The 19,114-nt window shown below is 71.6% G+C and carries 13 protein-coding genes and 1 pseudogene; 2 read left to right on the forward strand and 12 right to left on the reverse strand.

The window, feature by feature from the left end:
• Positions 1–312: 312 nt before the first annotated feature.
• The 12 genes and pseudogenes from EDF19_RS19540 to EDF19_RS14495 form a co-directional block, all read right to left on the reverse strand.
• Positions 313–2,061 (reverse strand): annotated as a pseudogene (locus EDF19_RS19540) (ComEC/Rec2 family competence protein); the annotation flags it as partial.
• Positions 2,062–2,070: 9 nt separating this feature from the next.
• Positions 2,071–2,928 carry a ComEA family DNA-binding protein gene (locus EDF19_RS14450; protein ID WP_123681573.1) on the reverse strand — a complete coding sequence of 286 codons (858 nt, stop codon included), beginning with the start codon at positions 2,926–2,928 and terminating at the stop codon, positions 2,071–2,073.
• 188 nt (positions 2,929–3,116) lie between these two features.
• The gene (gene leuS / locus EDF19_RS14455) at positions 3,117–5,657 is read right to left on the reverse strand and encodes a leucine--tRNA ligase (protein WP_123681574.1); all 2,541 of its coding nucleotides are present in this window, start codon (positions 5,655–5,657) and stop codon (positions 3,117–3,119) included.
• Between the two features lie 50 nt (positions 5,658–5,707).
• The gene (gene cydC, locus EDF19_RS14460) at positions 5,708–7,396 is read right to left on the reverse strand and encodes a thiol reductant ABC exporter subunit CydC (protein WP_123681575.1); all 1,689 of its coding nucleotides are present in this window, start codon (positions 7,394–7,396) and stop codon (positions 5,708–5,710) included.
• Complete coding sequence (gene cydD, locus EDF19_RS14465) at positions 7,393–9,057, reverse strand: thiol reductant ABC exporter subunit CydD (RefSeq protein ID WP_123681576.1); 1,665 nt, start codon at positions 9,055–9,057, stop codon at positions 7,393–7,395. The genes cydC and cydD overlap by 4 nt, the downstream gene beginning before the upstream one ends.
• A gap of 10 nt (positions 9,058–9,067) precedes the next feature.
• Entirely contained in the window at positions 9,068–10,072 is a 1,005-nt protein-coding gene (gene cydB / locus EDF19_RS14470; protein ID WP_123681577.1) for a cytochrome d ubiquinol oxidase subunit II, read from the reverse strand.
• Between the two features lies 1 nt (position 10,073).
• Positions 10,074–11,486 carry a cytochrome ubiquinol oxidase subunit I gene (locus EDF19_RS14475; RefSeq protein ID WP_123681578.1) on the reverse strand — a complete coding sequence of 471 codons (1,413 nt, stop codon included), beginning with the start codon at positions 11,484–11,486 and terminating at the stop codon, positions 10,074–10,076.
• Positions 11,487–11,768: 282 nt separating this feature from the next.
• Positions 11,769–12,704: an ABC transporter substrate-binding protein gene (locus EDF19_RS14480; protein ID WP_260217207.1), complete on the reverse strand. Its 936-nt coding sequence runs from the start codon at positions 12,702–12,704 to the stop codon at positions 11,769–11,771.
• Positions 12,701–13,441, reverse strand: coding sequence for an ABC transporter permease (locus tag EDF19_RS19210; RefSeq protein ID WP_185022868.1), 741 nt, complete (start codon positions 13,439–13,441; stop codon positions 12,701–12,703). The genes EDF19_RS14480 and EDF19_RS19210 overlap by 4 nt, the downstream gene beginning before the upstream one ends.
• Complete coding sequence (locus EDF19_RS19215) at positions 13,438–14,160, reverse strand: ABC transporter permease (RefSeq protein ID WP_185022869.1); 723 nt, start codon at positions 14,158–14,160, stop codon at positions 13,438–13,440. Before EDF19_RS19215 ends, EDF19_RS19210 begins: the two co-directional genes overlap by 4 nt.
• Positions 14,157–15,026, reverse strand: a complete 870-nt coding sequence (locus EDF19_RS14490; protein ID WP_123681579.1) for an ABC transporter ATP-binding protein — start codon at positions 15,024–15,026, stop codon at positions 14,157–14,159. The genes EDF19_RS19215 and EDF19_RS14490 overlap by 4 nt, the downstream gene beginning before the upstream one ends.
• Positions 15,027–15,206: 180 nt before the next feature.
• Positions 15,207–15,854, reverse strand: coding sequence for a TetR/AcrR family transcriptional regulator (locus EDF19_RS14495; RefSeq protein WP_123681580.1), 648 nt, complete (start codon positions 15,852–15,854; stop codon positions 15,207–15,209).
• 141 nt (positions 15,855–15,995) lie between these two features.
• Here EDF19_RS14495 and EDF19_RS14500 point away from each other — a divergent pair, with 141 nt between their 5' ends.
• Together EDF19_RS14500 and EDF19_RS14505 are read left to right on the forward strand one after the other, a co-directional pair.
• Positions 15,996–17,060, forward strand: coding sequence for an App1 family protein (locus tag EDF19_RS14500; RefSeq protein ID WP_123681581.1), 1,065 nt, complete (start codon positions 15,996–15,998; stop codon positions 17,058–17,060).
• Between the two features lie 76 nt (positions 17,061–17,136).
• The gene (locus EDF19_RS14505) at positions 17,137–19,044 is read left to right on the forward strand and encodes a glycoside hydrolase family 15 protein (RefSeq protein WP_123681582.1); all 1,908 of its coding nucleotides are present in this window, start codon (positions 17,137–17,139) and stop codon (positions 19,042–19,044) included.
• The last annotated feature ends 70 nt before the right edge of the window (positions 19,045–19,114 follow it).

Genomic DNA, 19,114 nt, shown 5'->3' on the forward strand with positions numbered 1-19,114 from the left:
GCCGTCACGGAGTCGTCGTTGTGCGTTCTCGTCGAGGTCCCCGAGGAAGACCCCCGTCAGACAGCCCTCGCACGCGGTTCCCGGCCTCGGCCCGGTCACGAGGACGATGCTCGCGTCGTTGCCGTCGTCGCAGCTCCCCGCGCGGGGCCAGACCACCCGCCATCCGAGGGGACCGAGCTCCCCGGTCACCCGGTCGTCGGCCTGTCGGACGTCGACCCCGGCGCGCTGCAGCTCCAGCACGACCCGCGCGTCCGATGCCCGCCCGACCGGTCCGACGAGCGCCGACCCGACCATCCCCGTGACGGCACCGACCGCGCCGACGTGATCGCGGTCGAAGTGCGTCAGGACCAGCAGGTCGACGTGCTCGACGTCGAGCAGCTCGAGGCAGGCGGCGAGTCGTTCCTCGTCGTCCCCGGTGTCGACGAGGGCGACGGCGGCCCCAGCGCGGAGGAGCACCGCGTCCCCCTGCCCGACGTCGCACGCCGCGACGCTCCAGTCGCCGGGCACCGATCCCCGCACGACCAGCACGGGGACCGCGACGGCGGCGACCCCGATCACCACGACGACCCCGGCCGCGAGCAGCAGCCGTGCCCGGACGGTCCGGGAGGCGAACACCGCGACGGCGAGGCACCCGCTGACCACCACGGCCGCGGTGACCCCGACGACACCACCCGGCCAGGGCGCCGACGAGTACGGCAGCGCGGCAGCACCGTGGGCGACCCCACCGACCGCGGCGGCCGGCACCCACGCCACCGCCGAGAGGGCCGCGCCGCCGGGTGCCCAGAACGGCGCGAGCAGGCACGCCGCGAGCCCGACGACCGTGACGATCGGGGCGAGCGGTTCGGCGAGCAGGTTCGCGGGCACGGCGTACGTCGGGACCGCCGCCGACAGGGGGATGGTGAGCGGCCAGCACGCGACCTGCGCGGCGACGGGGACCGCGACGACGGCCGCCAACGGTGTCCACAGACGTCGGGCGAACAGCGCGGTGAGCGGCGGTCCGAGCACGACGATCCCGCTCGTCGCCAGGACCGACAGCCCGAACGCGAACGACCGTGCGAACCAGGGGTCCACGACGAGCATGCCGATCGCGGCGAGGGCGATCAGCGGGACGCCGCGCACCGGTCTGCCGGCGAGGTGCACGACGAGCACCACCACCGCCATCACCGTGGCCCGGACGATGGACGGGTCCGGCCGCACGAGCACCACGAACGCCAGGAGCATCGTGATCGCGACCACGGCACGGCCACCCCGGGACAGCCCGCACGCACGGCCGACGACCACGACCAGCCCGACCACGACCGCGCAGTTCGCACCCGAGACCGCCGTGAGGTGCGTCAGAGCCGACGTCTGCATCGCTGCCTCGGTCGCCGGGTCGAGCCCCGAGCGGTCGCCGATGGCAAGCCCGCGCAGCAGACCGGCCCCGGGTTCGGGCAGCCCGGCGGTGGCTCCCACGAACGCCTGCCGAGCGGTGTCGGTGGCTCCGAGCAGTCCCCCCGGCGGCTCTGCGGTCGGTGTGCCCCGCACGAAGAGCACCCAGGCCGTCGGTGCCCCCGGGTCGTCGGGCTCGACCACTGCCCGGCCGACGAGCCGGGTGCCTGCGGCGAGGACGCCCTCGGTCTCCTCGCGCTGGCCGTCGGGGACGAGTCGCACCGGCACCCGGAGCCCGGCGGTCGCATCGACGCGCACCACCGTGGCGAGGACCGAGCGGTCACCGGGCACCAGGTCACGGGCCAGGACCGCCTCCACCGGAAGGGCACCTGCACCACCCACCACCTCGTGCAGAGCCACCGGTCCGCGCCGGGCCTCGCCCACGACGACGGCGACCGACAGCAGGCCGATCAGCGCCGTCGTGGAGAGCAGCAGGCCGGCCACCGCCCGCGGCACCGGGGCCCGTCCGCACCGCAGCACCGTGCCGCTCACGAGTGCGGCGACGAGCGCACCGACGCCGACCGGTCCGGCGAGTCCCGGCGCTCCGACGAGCAGCGCGACGACGATCCAGGCGACCACGACCGGCGCGGCCACCCGGAGGTCCGTCGCACGCGGTGCGAGCTGCACGGGCACCGCGGCCGCTCAGACCCGCACGCGGTCGCGGAGGTCCGCGAACCGGACGTCACCGATCCCGCTGACGTCGAGCAGGTCCTCCACCGCGGCGAACCGCCCGTGTTCGTCACGCCAGGCGAGGATCCGGCCGGCCAGTCCCGGGCCGATGCCGGGCAGCGTCTCGAGCGCCGCCTGGTCCGCAGCGTTCAGGTCGACGAGCACGCCCGAGTCGCCGCCGCCGGCCACACCAGCCCCTCCGCCACCACCGGCCGCACCGCCACCGGCCGCACCGCCACCCGCAGCGCTACCACCCGCAGCGCCCGCACCGCCGGCACCCGCGCCCCCGACGACGGGCTCGAGCGCCGCCGGCACGTCGTCCTCCCCCACCCTCGGCACGTACAACCGCTCACCGTCAGCGACCGGCCGGGCCAGGTTCAGCCGCGCGAGGTCGGCGTCGTCGGTGGCGCCGCCCGCCCGCTCCAGGGCATCGGCCACCCGGCTCGACGCCGGCAGGTCGACCACGCCGTCCCGACGCACCGCCCCGAGCACGTGCACGACGACCCGCGCACCGCCCGCCCCCGACGGCACACCAGCACCCGACGCCGACCCGGACGGAGCACCAGCACCACCAGCACCCGCACCGGCAGCACCAGCACCAGCACCAGCACCAGCACCAGCACCAGACGGCACCCCTTCCCCCGACGCCGCCACCGTCGGCGCCCCGCTCACGACGACCCCGCCAGCTCCGCCCCCGTCGGGACCCGACAGCGAACCGAGCAGGACCACGACGAGCGCCACCACCACGACGACCCCGGCCAGCACGACGGCAGCCCGTGGCGACAACGCGAACCGCGACCACCACGGGGACGAGGACGAGGACGACGACATGCCCCGAACGCTACGGAGCCCGGCCGACCGGCCGGGCTCCGTCCGTCGACACTGGGGACAGCCGCCACCGGAGCAGCGCCTGTGCACAGACGGCGCCGCCCCGGCGCCGGGGCCGCGACGGAGCGGCCCGGGACGGCGACGGAGCGGCCCGGGGCGGCGCCGGGGCGGCCCGGGGCGGCGCCGGGCCCCTACCCCTTGATCGCGATGTTCACGAGCTTCGGCGCCCGCACGATGACCTTCACGATCTCCCGGTCGCCGATGTACCGCTGCACGGCCGCCGAGGACCGCGCCAGTTGCTCGAGCTCGTCGGCCTCGATCGACTTCGACACCTCGAACGAGTCGCGGACCTTGCCGTTGACCTGCACGACCGCGGTGAGGGACTCCTGCACCAGCAGCGTCGGGTCGGGCTTCCGCCAACCGTGCGTCGCGACGGTGGCCTCGTAGCCCAGCTTCTCCCACATCTCCTCGCCGGTGTACGGCGCGAAGACGCTCAGGCCGAGCGTGATGGTCTCGACGGCCTCACGGACGGCGGGGTCGCCGGCACCGGGGCCGCTGTCGATCGCCTTGCGGGTGACGTTCACCAGGTCCATCAGTCGCGCGATCACGACGTTGAACTTGAACGACTCCATCATGCCGGGGGCGTCGGCGAGGAACCGGTGGGTGACCTGGCGGAGGGCACGGTCGCCGTCGGCCCACACGACGTCGGGCGTGGACGTCACGTCGACGGCGAGTCGGTAGGCCCGGGCCAGGAAGCGCGCCGAGGCCGACGGGGAGACGTCCTCCCAGTTGATGTCGTCCTCCGGCGGTCCGGCGAAGCCCATCACCAGGCGGATCGCGTCGACGCCGTTCGCGTCGAGCTCGTCGCCGAGTGAGACGCCACCCTTCGACTTCGACATCTTCGAGCCGCCGGAGAGCACCATGCCCTGGTTGAGCAGCGCCGAGAACGGCTCGGTGAAGTCGAGGTACCCGAGGTCGAACAGGACCTTGGTGACGAAGCGTGCGTAGAGCAGGTGCAGGATCGCGTGCTCGATGCCGCCGATGTACTGGTCGACGGGGGCCCACTTGCGGGCGATGGCGGGGTCGAACGCCTGGGTGTCGTCGTTCGCCGCCAGGAACCGCAGGAAGTACCACGACGAGTCGACGAACGTGTCCATCGTGTCGGTGTCGCGGAGTGCCGGGGTGCCGTCGACGGGGTTCGGGACGTTCACCCAGTCGGTGGCGCCGCCGAGCGGCGAGGTGCCCTTCGGCTTGAGGTCGAGGCCCTCGGTGTCCGGAAGGCGGACCGGCAGCTGGTCGAGCGGCACGGGGTGCTCGGAGCCGTCGGCGCCGTGGATGATCGGGATGGGCGTGCCCCAGAAGCGCTGACGCGAGATGAGCCAGTCGCGCAGGCGGTAGGTCTTCGCGGCGCGACCAGTGCCGCGCTCCTCGAGCAGGGCGATCGCGGCGGTGATGGCGTGCTGCTTCGACATGCCGTCGAGCGGCCCGGAGTTCATCATCCGGCCCTGCCCCGTCAGCGCCTCGCCCGTGGTGGCGGGGTTCAGGTCGGGCAGCTCGGTCTCGTCGGTGATGACGGGGATCGCCCCGGTGACGGCGGCGTTCGTGTCGACGACGACCTTCACGGGCAGGTCGAACGCCCGGGCGAAGTCGAGGTCGCGCTGGTCGTGTGCCGGGACGGCCATGACGGCACCGTGGCCGTAGTCCGCCAGCACGTAGTCGGCGGCCCAGATCGGCAGGCGCTCCCCCGTCAGCGGGTGGATCGCGAAGCGACCGAGGGGCACACCGGTCTTCGGGCGGTCCGCGTTCTGCCGGTCGATCTCCGACGTCTTCTGCGTGGCGACGAGGTAGGCATCGAAGTCCGCACGGACGGACTCGTCAGCCGACTCCACGAGCGAGGCGGCCAGGTCCGAGTCGGGTGCCACGACCAGGAACGTCACGCCGTGGATCGTGTCCGGACGCGTCGTGAACACGGTGACCGGCTCGTCGCGGCCCTCGATGACGAAGTCGACGTCGGCACCGACCGAGCGGCCGATCCAGTTCCGCTGCTGCGCGATGACCTTCGCCGGCCAGCGGCCCTCGAGCTGGTTGAGGTCGTCGAGCAGACGGTCGGCGTACTCGGTGATCTTGAAGTACCACTGCGTGAGCTTCTTCTTCACGACGACGGCGCCGGAGCGGTCCGACGTGCCGTCCGGCAGGACCTGCTCGTTGGCGAGCACGGTCTGGTCCACCGGGTCCCAGTTGACCCAGCTGTCCTTCCGGTACGCCAGTCCCTTCTCGTACATCTTCAGGAACAGCCACTGGTTCCACTTGTAGTACTCGGGGTCCGAGGTGTGGATCTCGGTGGTCCAGTCGAAGGACGGTGCGTAGCGCTTGAAGGACGCCTTCTGCTGCGCGATGTTCGCGTAGGTCCAGTCCTTCGGGTCCACCCCGCGCTTGATGGCGGCGTTCTCGGCGGGCAGGCCGAACGAGTCCCAGCCGATGGGGTGCAGCACGTTGAAGCCCTGCTGGCGCCAGTAGCGCGCCACGAAGTCGCCGAGCGCCCAGTTCTCGGCGTGGCCCATGTGCAGGTCGCCGGACGGGTACGGGAACATCTCGAGGATGTACTTGCGCGGACGCGTGTCGTCAAGGTCGGTGGTGAAGAGCCCGAGCTCTTCCCAGCGGGGCTGCCACTTCTCCTGGATACGACGGAAGTCGTAGGCGTTCGGGTCCTCGGCGTGCTGCTCGGTGGTCACGGACGTCAACGATACAAGCCGGGAGGCCCGTCCTGCGTCCGCCGGTCGGCTCACCGGGCGAGCAGGCGTCCGTCGCGCATCCGCATGGTGCGGTCGACCAGGTCCGCCCGGACCGGCACGTGCGACACGATCACGACGGTCCGCCCCGCTGCGCGGGCGGTCGTCACGAGGTCGGTGAGCACGCTGTCGCCGAGGTCGGGGTCGATGTCCGCGGTCGGCTCGTCGAGCACCAGCACCGGGAAGGCGTGCAGGAGCGCGCGGGCCAGGGCGAGCCGGTGCGCCTGTCCGCCGGAGACGAGCCCGCCGCGCTCCCCCACCGATGCGTCGAGTCCGCCCCGCCGGACGACCCACTCACCGAGCCCGACCCGGTCGAGCACCGCGAGGAGCTCGTCGTCGGTCGCGGAGTCCCGGGCGAACAGCAGGTTCTGCCGGACCGACTGGTCGAACACGAACGGGTCCTGCTCGATGAGCCCGATGCGGGCACGGACGGCGTCCGGGTGCATCTCCTTCGCCGGGACCCCGTCGAGCGTGTACGACCCCTCGTGGTCGACGAACCGCACCAGGGCGTCGACGAGGGTGGACTTCCCCGCGCCGCTCGGCCCCTCGAGCACGACGACGTCCCCCGGGTGCAGGTCGAACGAGACCCGGTCCACGGCGGGCACCGCTGCTCCGGGCCACCGCACGGTGAGGTCCCGCACGGCGACGGCGACGGGGCCGGTGACCTCGAGCGACGCCGGGTCGGCAGGGGTCTCCGGCTCGGGGACGATGCCGGCGGGGACCTCGGCGGGGACGACCCGCTCGACGCGGTCCGCTGCGGCACGCACCCGGCGCAGGGTCAGCACGGCGAGCGGCACGCCCCCGATGACCTCGAACAGGGCGAGCGGCACGAAGACCGTGAGCGCCCAGAGCGGCCCGTCGAGCGCACCGCTGACGACTGCGGGCGCCCCGACGGCGAGGATCCCGATCACCGCGGCGCCGCCGACCAGTCCGACGAGCGCGCCGACGAGCGACTCGACGGTGCCACGTCGGCGCACCGCACGGGTCACGCCGGCGTCGAGGCGGGCGATGTGCGCCAGGCGCTCGTCCAGCGTGCCGTACGCGGCGAAGACGTCGAGCGTCCGGACGGTGTCGAGCACGAGGTCGGCCACCCGACCCCGGTCCGCGGCGGTCTCGGCGTCGGAACGCTTCGCCACGGACAACGTCACGACGGTGCCGAGCAGGGCGGCGACGACGAGGGCGAGCACGAGCACGAGGGCCGCGGGCACCGACACGATCGCGACCGCGACGACCGACAGGACGGCGACGACCCCGGCGGACACCAGCGGCCCGACGACCCGGATCGGCAGGTCCTGCAGCCGGTCGGTGTCGGTGACCAGCCGTGTGAGCAGGTCGCCGCGACCGGTGCTGCCGAGCCCCGCCGGCGCGACCGAGGCCAGCCGCCGGTACATCTCGGTGCGGACCACGGCGAGCTGCCGGAAGGAGGCGTCGTGGCCGGCCAGTCGGTCGACGTACCGCAGGGCCGCCCGCCCGAGCGCGAACGCCCGCACGCCGACCATCACGAGCGTCAGGTACAGGATCGGCGGGTGCTCGGCGGCCCGCGTGATGAGGTAGCCGCTCGCGGCGAGGAGCGCGACGGCGCAGACGGCGCTGAGCGCCCCGGCCGCCACGGCCTTCGCCCAACCCGACCCGTGCGGCATCGCGAGCCGCAGGACGGACGCTCCACGCGCCTCCCGGCTCATGCTCGCACCCCCTTGCGGACCGTGACGGACCCGCTGGTGCCGATGTCCACCCGGACGTCGGCGGCGGCCACGACCGCCGGTCGGTGGCTCGCGACGACGACCACGGCGCCGTCCGCGGCGAGGCCGCGGATCGCGTCGACCACCCGCGCCTCGGCTTCGGCGTCGAGTGCCGACGTCGGTTCGTCGAGCAGGACGAGCGGCGTCGCCGCGCGGCGGGCCCGGTAGAGCGCCCGCGCGACGGCGACGCGTTGCGCCTGGCCGCCGGACAGTCCGCTCCCGCCTGGACCGACCTGGAGGCCCTGGTCGAGTCCCAGCCCCGCGTCACGGAGCGCGCTCCGCACGTCCAGGGCGTCGGGGGCCTGGCTGAGCGCCACGTTCTCCGCGATGCTGCCGCGCACGAGGCGCGGGCGCTGGTCGGCCCAGGTGGTGCGCTCGGCCGTGGTCGAGCCGGCCGGACCGGGGACGAGGACCGAGCCGTCGTGCGGCAGCGCGCCGCGGATCGCCGCGATGAGACTCGACTTGCCGGACCCGCTCGGGCCGGCGAGCACCACGACGGTGCCGGGCTCGGCGTGCAGGTCGACCGGACCGATCACGACGTCGGGGCGTCGGACGGTCAGGCCGCGCAGGACGAGGGCCGTCGCGAGCGTCGTCGTCGTCGGGGCTGCTCCCGGGGCGTCCTGGTCCGCGGCCGCTGCTGCGTCGTCGTCGAGGACGTCGAGGACCGCCGTGGCCGCCTCGACGCCGTCCTGCGCGGCGTGGAAGTCGGCGCCGACCTGTCGGATCGGCGCGAAGGCCTCCGGAGCGAGGACGAGGACGAACATCGCCGCGCCGAGGCCGAGCGAGCCGTCGACGAGCCGGATGCCGATGGACACCGCGACGAGCGCGACGGACAGGCTCGCGGCGAGTTCGAGCGCGAAGCCGCTGACGAAGGACAGCCGGAGCACGCCGAGCGTGCCGCGCCGGTACGCGTCGGTCACCGCGCCGATGCGGTCGACCTGTCGCCGCGCACGGCCGAAGACCTTCAGGGTTGCGAGCCCCTCGACGGCCTCGGTGAAGGCGCCACCGAGCCGCGCGAGGGCGTCGGACTGCGCCCGCTGCAGCGACTGCGTCGCGAGGCCGATCAGGATCATGAACACCGGGATGACCGGCAGCGCGCAGAGGATCACGAGCCCGCTCGTCAGGTCACCGAGACCGATCGCGACGAGGAGCACCGGCGTCGCGACGGCCGTCAGCGCGAGCTGGGGCAGGTACCGACCGAAGTAGGCATCGAGCGCGTCGAGACCCGGACCGAGCGTCGTGGCGAACCCGGCGCTCGACCGCCCCGCGAGCCAGCCCGGCCCGCGTTCGGCGGCACGGGCGAGGACCGCGGTGCGGAGCTCGCTCTTCACCGTCGCGGCCGCACGTGCCGCCAGGTCGTCGGTCGCCCAGGCAGCGACGGCCCGGACCACGAACGCGGTACCGAGCAGCGCCAGGGACTGGACGAACGCCGCAGGCAGGCTGCCCTGCCGCACGGCGTCCACGCCGATCGTGACCGCGGCGGCGATCCCCCACGCGATCGCGATGGTCGCGAGCGTGCGGAGGAGGCCGGTGCCGGCGGCCGCGACGATGAAGCCGCGCGCCGACCGCGAGTGGCGCAGGAGGCGCGGATCGAACGGCTTCACCGTCGCCCGCCTAGTGCGCCGCCTGGGTGATCTGGGCCCGCGAGACACGCTTGCGGAACACCCAGTACGTCCAGGCCTGGTAGGCGAACACGAGCGGGACGAAGATCAGCGCCACCCAGCTCATCACGGTCAGCGTGTACGAACCGCTGCTCGCGTTGTACACGGTGAGGCTGTTCGCCGCGTCGACCGAGTCGGGCATCACGTCCGGGAAGATCGCCGTGAACATGGCGAGCACGATCGCGGCGATCGTGACGGCCATGAGCGTGAACGCACGACCCTCTTTCCCCCAAGCGTTGCAGAGCACGGCGAGGACCAGCGCGAGCGCCGCCACGACCGAGAGCACGAGCGACGCCGGGGTCGCGCGGACGAACGCCATCGAGACCAGGAACGCGGCACCGACGACGATCGTCACGATGCCCGCCCTGGTGGCGAGGCGCTTGGCACGCTCCCGGATCTCGCCCTCGGTCTTCAGTGCGACGAACACGACGCCGTGCGTGAAGAAGACCAGGAGCGTCGCGACACCGGTGAGCAGCGCGAACGGGTTGAGCAGGTCGAACAGCGTGCCGGTGTAGTTGTGCCCGGAGTCCATCGGGATCCCCCGCACGACGTTGCCGAACGCGACGCCCCAGAGGAACGACGGCACGGCGCTGCCGACGATGATCATCAGGTCGAAGCGGCGCTTCCACTCGAGGTGCTTGTTCTGGTGCCGGTACTCGAACGACACCCCGCGGGCGATGAGCGCGGCGAGGATCAGCAGCAGCGCCAGGTAGAAGCCGGAGAACATCGTGGCGTACCACTCCGGGAACGCGGCGAACAGGCACGCCCCGGCGACGATGACCCAGGTCTCGTTGAGGTCCCACACCGGGCCGATGGTGTTGATGAGGACGCGACGGTCGGTGTCGTCCTTGCCGAGGAACGGCAGGGACATGCCGACCCCGAAGTCGAAGCCGTCGAGGACGAAGTAGCCGACGAAGAAGACGCCGACGATCGCGAACCAGAGAACGGGCAGGTCCATCTCAATACACCGTCACTTCGTGCTTGACCTCGCCGGTCTCCTCGTCGACCTCCGCCGGGTCGGCGGGGCCCTCTTGGGCGACCTTCTTGATGAGCTTGAACTCGACCACCGCCAGCGAGCCGTAGATGACGGTGAACACGACGAGGGAGATGAGCACCTCGAGCCCCGTCACGTTGGGCGAGACACCGTCGCTGGTCTTGAGCAGCCCGAACACGAGCCACGGCTGTCGACCCATCTCGGTGAAGACCCAGCCGACGATCATCGCGGCCATCGGCAGTGGCACCGTCCACGTGGCGATCCGCCAGATCCAGCGCTTCGTCGGGAACCGGCCCTTGCGGGTCAGCCAGAGTCCGGCGAGCGAGACCATGACGGCACCGACGCCGAGGGCGATCATCCACCGGAAGGACCAGTAGGTGACCCAGATGATCGGCTTGTAGTCACCGGGGCCGTACACCTGCGTGTACTCGGCCTGCAGGTCGTTGATGCCCTCCACCGTGCCGTTGAAGGTGTGGGTCGACAGGAAGGACAGCAGGTACGGCACCCGGATCGAGAACAGTTCGTGCACGCCGTCCGGGGTGCCGAGCGTGAAGATCGAGAACGAGGCGTCCTTGCCGGTGGCGGTGTTGTACAGCGCCTCGGCCGCGGCCATCTTCATCGGCTGCGTGTCGACCATCGTCAGGCCGAGCTGGTCACCGGTGAGCACCGTGAGCGCGCCGGCGGCGACCATCGTCCACATGCCGAACTTCAGCGCCGGCATCATCGTCTCGAGGTTCTGGTTGCGCGCCAGGTGGTACGCGGCGACCGAGATGATGACCGCGGCGGCGACCATGAAGCAGGCGAACAGGGTGTGCGGGAACGCGGCGAGGGCGACCTTGTTGCCGAGGACGGCCCAGATGTCGGTGAGCTCCGCGCGCCCCTTGGCCTCGTTCATCGAGAACCCGACCGGGTGCTGCATGAACGCGTTCGCGGCGATGATGAAGTACGCGGACATGATCGTCCCCGCGCTGACGCACCAGATGCTCGCCAGGTGCAGGCCCTTCGGCAGGCGGTCCCAGCCGAAGATCCAGATCCCGATGAAGGCGGCCTCGAAGAAGAAGGCCAGGATCCCCTCGAGCGCGAGCGGTGCCCCGAAGACGTCACCGACGAAGCGGGAGTAGTTCGACCAGTTCATGCCGAACTGGAACTCCTGCACGATGCCCGTGACGACACCCATCGCGAAGTTGATGAGGAAGATGCGCCCGAAGAACCGGGTGAGCTGGAGGTAGTGCGCGCGCCCCGTCCGGTACCAGGCGGTCTGGAACACGGCCACCACGGCGGCCATGCCGATCGTCAGCGGGACGAAGAGGAAGTGGTAGATGGTCGTCAGACCGAACTGCCACCGCGACAGGAGGAGCGGATCGAGGAGGTCGTTCATGCGGCACTTCCCAGCCGGGTCGCCGCGCGCTGTTCGGGCACTTTGGTTGCTTCCTGTGGAACGGGTACATCAGGTGTCACAGCCGTTGGGACACTGCAACGCTACCGCTCCGAACCCCCGTTCGACAACTTGTAGAAGTACTCTCTGCACGAACGTGCAGGGGCATTGCACGGCACAACCGTGCGGCACGGATGTGCTGCGTGTCCGGATCACGAACGACGACAGGCGCCGGGCAGTTGCCCGACGCCTGTCGTTTATCTCTGCGGAGGTCCCGCGCGGTCCTCAGAGCAGGTCGTTGTCCTGCAGGAAGGTCTTCGCGACCGAGGCCGCCGACTTCTCGTCCACCGAGTTCTGGCGGTTCAGCTCGATGAGCACGTCGGTGGTGAGCAGCTTGTTCACCTTCTCGATGGCGTCGGCCGCCTTCGAGTCGAGGTCCTTCGACACGATGGGCGTGACGTTGTTCGCCGGCACCAGGTGCTTCGGGTCCTCGAGCGTGACGAGCTTCTCGGTCTTGATCGAGGCGCTGGCCGAGTAGATGTCGGCGACCTGCGAGTCGCCGTCCTGGATCGCCTTGATCGTCAGCGGGCCACCGGAGTCGTTCTGCTGGTTGACCTCACCGGTGATGCCGTACTTCGCCTTGAGGCCCTTCGGACCGTAGGCAGCGGTGGCGAACTCCGGGTTGGCGGCGATCGAGATCGTGCCGCCGATCTTCGACAGGTCGGCGATCGACTTGAGGTCGTACTTGTCGGCCGTCGCCTGCGTCACCGTGTAGGTGTCGGCGTCGGACGCGTCGGCGGAGGCGAGTGCCTTGACGTCGGAGGGCAGGATGCCCGACAGGGCGTCGTTGATGCCGTCCGTCGTCGTCTCGGTCGTGGTGTCCTTGCCGTCCTCCTGCAGGAGGTAGTTCAGCAGGTTGCCGTTGTACTCCGGGAAGACGTTGATGCTCCCCTTCTCGACCTCGGGCCAGTACGCCTTGCGCTGGCCGATGTTGAGCTGCTTCTTGACGGTGAAGCCCTCGTGCTCGAGCTCCTGCGCGTACAGCTCGGCGATGATCTCGTTCGAGGGGTAGGCCTGCGAGCCGACGGTGATGGTGTCGCCCGAGCCGCCGCCCGAGCCCGAGGACAGCGGGTCGCTCGAGGAGCAGCCCGCGAGGGCGATGGCGGCAGCGGACGCGACGGCGATGGTCGCGGCGAGACGCCGGGTGGTTGCTGTGATCACGGTGTGGTTCCTTCCACAGGGGTTGATGCTCGTGGTGCCGAGCGACGGGTGCTCCGCCCTGACCGGCTGGCCGCGCCGGCGGAGACACCCGCGGGGACGGCGAGCCGCTGCAGCACGGCGAAGAGGATCTCGAAGGCGATGGCGAGGGCGATGACGACGATCGAGCCGCCCAGCACCTCGGCGTAGTCCGAGTTGGCGATGCCGGAGAAGGCGTAGCCGCCCAGCCCTCCGGCGTTGATGTAGGCCACGAGGGTCGCGGTGGCGACGACCTGCAGCACGGCGGCTCGGATGCCACCGACGATTAGCGGCAGCGCGAGCGGGATCTCGACCTTGCCGAGGATCTGCCAGGCGGTCATGCCCTGGGCCCGCGCGGCGTCGATCGTCACGCGGTCGATCGCCTCCACCCCGGAGTACGCACCGGCGAGGATCGACGGGATCGCGAGCACGACGAGCGCGATGAGCGGCGCGCCGAGTCCGAGGCCGAGTGCGAGCGCGAGCAGGGTGAGGAGACCGAGCGTCGGGAGCGCGCGGATGCCCCCGGAGACGCCGACCGCGATGGAGCGCCCCTTGCCGGTGTGCCCGATGAGCAGCCCGAGCGGCACCGCGATCACGACGGCGATCGCCACCGCGAGCAGGGTGATCCAGACGTGCTCCCACAGCCGCACACCGATGGCGTTGCTGCCGGTGTTGTTCGCGGGGTCGAAGATCCAGGCGAAGCCCTGGGCGAAGAGGTTCACGCGGCCACCTTCTGGGTCTCGACGTCGGCGGCGGCACGGCGGCGGACGGCCCTGGCGGCACGGCTGCCGCCCCGGGTCCACGGCATCACGAGGCGACCGAGGAGCACGAGCAGGCCGTCGATCGCCAGTGCGAGCACGATCGTCAGGACGATGCCGGTGAGGATCTCGACGCTGATGCCGCGCTTGAGCCCGTCGGTCAGCAGGAAGCCGAGGTTCGGGATGCCGATCAGCGCACCGACCGTGACGAGGCTGATCGTCGACACCGAGACGACCCGGATGCCGGCCAGGAGCACCGGACCGGACAGCGGGAGCTCGACGCGGAAGAACCGCTGCACCGGCGAGTAGCCGAGCGCCTCGGACGCCTGGACGACGTCCGGGTCGACCGCGTCGATGGCGTCGGCGGCGGACCGGACCATCAGCGCCACACCGAAGATCGTGAGCGCGATGATGACGTTCACCGGGTCGAGGTAGCTCGTGCCGAGGATCGCGGGCAGCACGAGGAACAGCGGGAGCGCCGGGATCGTGTAGAGCAGGCTGGCGATGACCACGACCGTCGAACCCGTGGCACGCGCCGGTCCGGTCCGGGCGCGGAGCCGGGACACGAGCAACCCGATCGGCACGGACAGCACGAAGCTGATCACGATCGGCGGGATCGACAGCCAGACGTGCGCGATCAGGTTCGACGTGATCGTGTCGAGGTTGCCGAAGACCCAGTTCACGCGTCGCTCCGCGGGGTCTGCTCGACCGCCGCTGCAGCATCGACCACCTGCACCGGACCGGTGAGCACACCGGCTGCGCGGCCCTCACCGTCCACGACGATCGGCCCGGTCGGTGTCTGCTCGACGCGGAGCGCCCGTCGGCCCCGACCGGCGCCGATGAAGTTCGCGACGAAGTCGTCCGCCGGCTCGGCCAGGATCTCCGACGGCGTGCCCTGCTGGGCGATCTCGCCACCCTTCTTCAGGATGACGACCTGATCGCCGAGCTTGAAGGCCTCGTCGATGTCGTGCGTCACGAACACGACGGTCTTGCCGAGCTCGCGCTGCAGCCGGATGAGCTCGTCCTGCAGGTCGTTGCGCACGAGGGGGTCGACGGCGCCGAACGGTTCGTCCATCAGCAGGATGTTCGGGTCGACCGCGAGACCGCGGGCGACACCGACGCGCTGCTGCTGCCCCCCGGACAGCTGCGAGGGGTACCGGTCCGCGAACGCCCGGTCGAGCCCGACGGTGTCCATCAGCTCGAGCGCACGCTTCCGGGCGTCGGCCTTGGAGACGCCGGTCAGCAGCGGCACGGTCGCGATGTTGTCGACGACCTTGCGGTGCGGCAGCAGCCCCGAGTTCTGCATGACGTAGCCGATGCTCCGTCGCAGCTTGACGGGGTCGACGCCCGCGACGTCCGAGCCGTCGATCTGGACCGAGCCCGAGGTGGGGTCGACCATGCGGTTGATCATCCGGAGCAGGGTGGTCTTGCCGCAGCCGCTGGATCCGACGAAGACGGTGGTGGTCCGGGAGGGGATGACGAGGTCGAAGTCGTCGACCGCGGTGGTGCCGTCCGGGTAGGTCTTGCGCACCGAGCGGAACTCGATCATGGGGTGCCCTTCTGTTCGGAGGTAGCCCGACTCCGCACGAGAGTACCCGCAGGGTCCGACGGTGGTTCAGCCGTGACGATCCGTGACGCTTCCGTGACGTGTTCGCGACACGGCGGGACGACGGACGACGCCCGCCCCTCCTGTTCGGAGGGACGGGCGTCGTCGGATGGGTGCGGCCGGTCAGGACGCGGCGATGACCGCTTCCAGGTGCGCGTGGTTCATCGTGCGGTACTCCTCGATGAGCGCGGTGTCGGGGTGTTCGCGGTCGCGGTGCGCCCGGGCGAGTACGGCGTGCCCGGACTCGGCGAGCACGACCCAGGCACGGTTCATGCGCTCGGTGTCCGGCAGCCCGAAACGGTCCCGCATGATCTGACCGACGGCACCGCCGAGCGCTCCCATGCGGTCCTCGGCGTCACCGGTGCCGGTGTCCGCGGGGTCGCCGAAGCGGATCGCCCGGAAGCCCGGTTCGGTGCGGTACATCTCGGCGGTCATGTCGATGAGCGCGTCGCAGGCGTCCTGCCAGGTCTCGGCGCCGCTGGCGTCGAGCGCCTCGACGAAGCGGGCCGCGAGCCGCTGGGTGCAGCGGATCGCCAGCGCCTCGACCACGGCGATGCGGTCCGGGAAGTACCGGTAGACGGTGCCGATGGACGCCCCCGCCCGCTCGGCGACCATGGCGGTCGTGAGCCGCTCGAACCCGATCTCGTCGATGACCGCGGCAGCGGCGTCGAGGAGGCCGGCGAGGCGCGCCGAACTGCGGGCTTGGACCGGCTCGTTCCTGAGCAGTGATGATCCCCCCGGCAGAGCGTTCGTTACCTCGGTGACGAGCACGTGTTCTCCTCTTGCGCTCCAGCGCGGTTGGTTGGTGTGACGGGGTCAACTTTCGCAGAGAGTGGCTGGAACGTGGCTGCGACTCACCATGTCCGTACCCCGGTTCGTGGACATCCGGGTCGGGCGTGGGATGATCGGTGCATGCCCGACCCGACGCCCCACGAGCCGTCGTTGGCCGAGCCGCTCCTGCACCGCGCAGCGCGGATCGAGGACGCCGTCCAGGAGTTCCGCGAACAGCGCGCCGTCCGACGTGGCCTCGTGCCCACCGTGGTCCCGTACACCGGGTACGGCGCACCGGGCTGGGTCCGCATCCTCTGCCGGGTTCTGCTGACCCGTCGCGGGCTCGCCTCCGACGTCTCGTACGCCGGGGTCCGCGGCTGGAAGAGCTTCACGAGCGTCGCCGTCGACCACGCCGAGGTCACCGTCACCGCCGGCGGGGTCTCGCACGTCGTCGAGACGGACCGCGGCGGCGTCGTCGACACGATCGTCCCGATCGACCTCGAGCCGGGCTGGCGCACGGTGCGGCTCTCCGCCGGTGGCGGGCGCGACGTCGAGGCCGACGTCTTCGTCGTGCACCCGGACACCCGGTTCGGCCTGCTGTCCGACATCGACGACACCGTGATGGTGACCTCGCTCCCCCGCCCGATGCTCGCGGCCTGGAACTCCTTCGTCCTGACCGAGCACGCGCGGCGACCCGTCCCCGGCATGTCTGTGCTCTACGAACGCGTGCTCGCGCAGCACCCGGGAGCGCCGACGGTCTACCTGTCGACCGGGGCGTGGAACGTCGCGCCGACGCTGCAGCGCTTCCTCACCCGCAACATGTACCCGTCAGGCACGCTGCTCCTGACCGACTGGGGCCCCACCCACGACCGCTTCTTCCGGAGCGGGCAGCTGCACAAGCAGCAGAACCTCCGTCGGCTGGCCGAGGACTTCCCGGACGTGCAGTGGCTGCTCGTCGGTGACGACGGACAGCACGACGAGTCGCTGTACGGCGAGTTCGCCCGTGAGCACCCCGAGAACGTCGCCGGCGTGGCGATCCGCCAGCTCTCCACGAGCGAGGCGGTGCTGGCCGGTGGCCGGTCCCGTGCGCAGGAGCGATCGCGCGACACCGCCGCTCCGTGGGTGTTCGCGCCGGACGGTGCCGGACTCTGGAGCGAGCTCACCCGCGTCGGGCTCGCCGAGGCCGACGCGTCCGACCCGGCCTGAGGGGTCCCTCAGCCAGGAACGCGCGCCGGGCCACCACCGATCCGCGACGTGCGGGAACCGGTGGTTCGATCGACGCATGAGCACCGAGCACCGAGCACCGGGACCGACCTCGCCGCCGAACCGCATCGAGGACCATGCACTGATCGGTGACACGTACACCGCCGCGCTCGTCGGCCGGGACGGCACGATCGACTGGGCGTGCCTGCCGCGGTTCGACAGCCCGTCCACGTTCGCGTCGATCCTCGGGACGGAGGACCACGGGCACTGGACCCTCCGTCCCACCGACCCCGATGCCACCGCGGTCCGTCAGTACCGCGAGGACACCCTCGTGCTCACCACGGTCTGGACGACGACCGACGGCGTCGTCGAGGTCACCGAGTTCATGCCCGTCGGCGCGCACCGGGCCACCATCGTCCGCCGTGTCCGTGGGCTCAGCGGCTCGGTGGAGGTGCGCCAAGCGCTCCGGATCCGGTTCGACTACGCCCGGGCCCTGCCCTGGGTGCGGCAGATCGGCGACGAGGACGACCCGGCGCTCCTCGCCACCGCCGGCCCGGGTTCGGTCATCGTGCGCGGTCCGCACTTCCACGCCGACCACCACCGGCACGTCGCGACGGCGACGATCCTGGACGGCGACGTCCTCGACACGGTCCTCACCTGGTACCCGTCGCACCGCGAGCCGCCGGAGCGGCTCGACGTCGACGGGGCGCTCGCCCGCACGACGGCGTGGTGGCGTGAGTGGATGGCGCCCATCCGCACCGAGGGCCGGTACGTCGCCGCGACCCGGCAGTCGCTGATGTTCCTCCGCGCGATGACGCACGGCGAGACCGGCGGCGTCGTGGCAGCCGCCACCACGAGCCTGCCCGAGGACCCGGGTGGCGAGCGGAACTGGGACTACCGGTACGTGTGGCTCCGGGACGCCTCGCTGGCGCTCGCGTCGCTCATCGCGCACGGGTACCGCGACGAGGCGATGCACTGGCGCGGCTGGCTGCTCCGCGCGATCGCCGGGGACCCCGCCGACGTGCAGATCATGTACGGCATCGCCGGGGAACGCGAGCTGCCCGAACGCGAGCTCGCGAACCTGCCCGGGTACGCCCGGTCCACGCCGGTCCGGATCGGCAACGGCGCGTACACGCAGTACCAGGGGGACGTCTTCGGCGAGGTGCTCAACGCCCTGCACGACGCCCGCGAGCTCGGCGTCGAGGAGAACGCGGACTCCTGGGCGCTGCAGCGCGCCCTGCTCGGCTACGTCGAGGAGCACTGGCAGGAACCCGACAACGGCATCTGGGAGATGCGCGGCCCCCGCCGTCACTTCACGCACTCGCGGGCGATGATCTGGGCGGCGTTCGACCGCGGGGTCGCCGCCGTCGAGGAGTTCGGGCTCGAGGGCCCAGCCGACCGCTGGCGGAGCCTGCGCGACACCGTCCGCGCCGAGATCGAGGAGCACGGCTGGAACGCCGAGCGCGGCTCGTACCGGCAGCACTACGACACCGACGAGGTCGACGCGAGCCTGCTCGTGCTGCCGCAGATCGGCTACCTGAAGGCCGGTGACCCGCGCATGATCGGCACGGTCCGGGCCATCGAGGAGGACCTCCGGGTCGGCTCCGACGGTCTCGTGCTGCGGTACCGGACCCAGGCTGGCTTCGACGGGCTCTCCGGAACCGAGCACCCGTTCCTGGCGTGCTCGTTCTGGCTCGTCGAGCAGTACGCCGGGTCCGGTCGGGTCGAGGACGCCGAGCGGCTCATGGACGTCCTGGTGGGCTTCGCGAACGACGTCGGGATGCTCTCCGAGGAGATCGACGTCGAGACCGGGCACCACGTCGGCAACACCCCGCAGGTGCTCTCACACCTGACGCTGGTGTCGGCGGCGGACGCGATCCAGCGCGCGCGGGGTGCCGCGACCGGCCACCGCACCCGGCTCCCCGTCCACGACGGCGGGACCCGGTCGTGGACCGGCGAGGGTGAGCGCGCAGGCGCACCCGCCTGATGGGGTGGTCCTGACCACGAAACGGACGGGAGGCGCGGTGCCAGCTGGCACCGCGCCTCCCGTCCGTCAG

Origin of the sequence: Curtobacterium sp. PhB115 (assembly GCF_003752025.1) — a bacterium.
In the GTDB taxonomy this organism is placed as follows: Bacteria; Actinomycetota; Actinomycetes; order Actinomycetales; family Microbacteriaceae; genus Curtobacterium.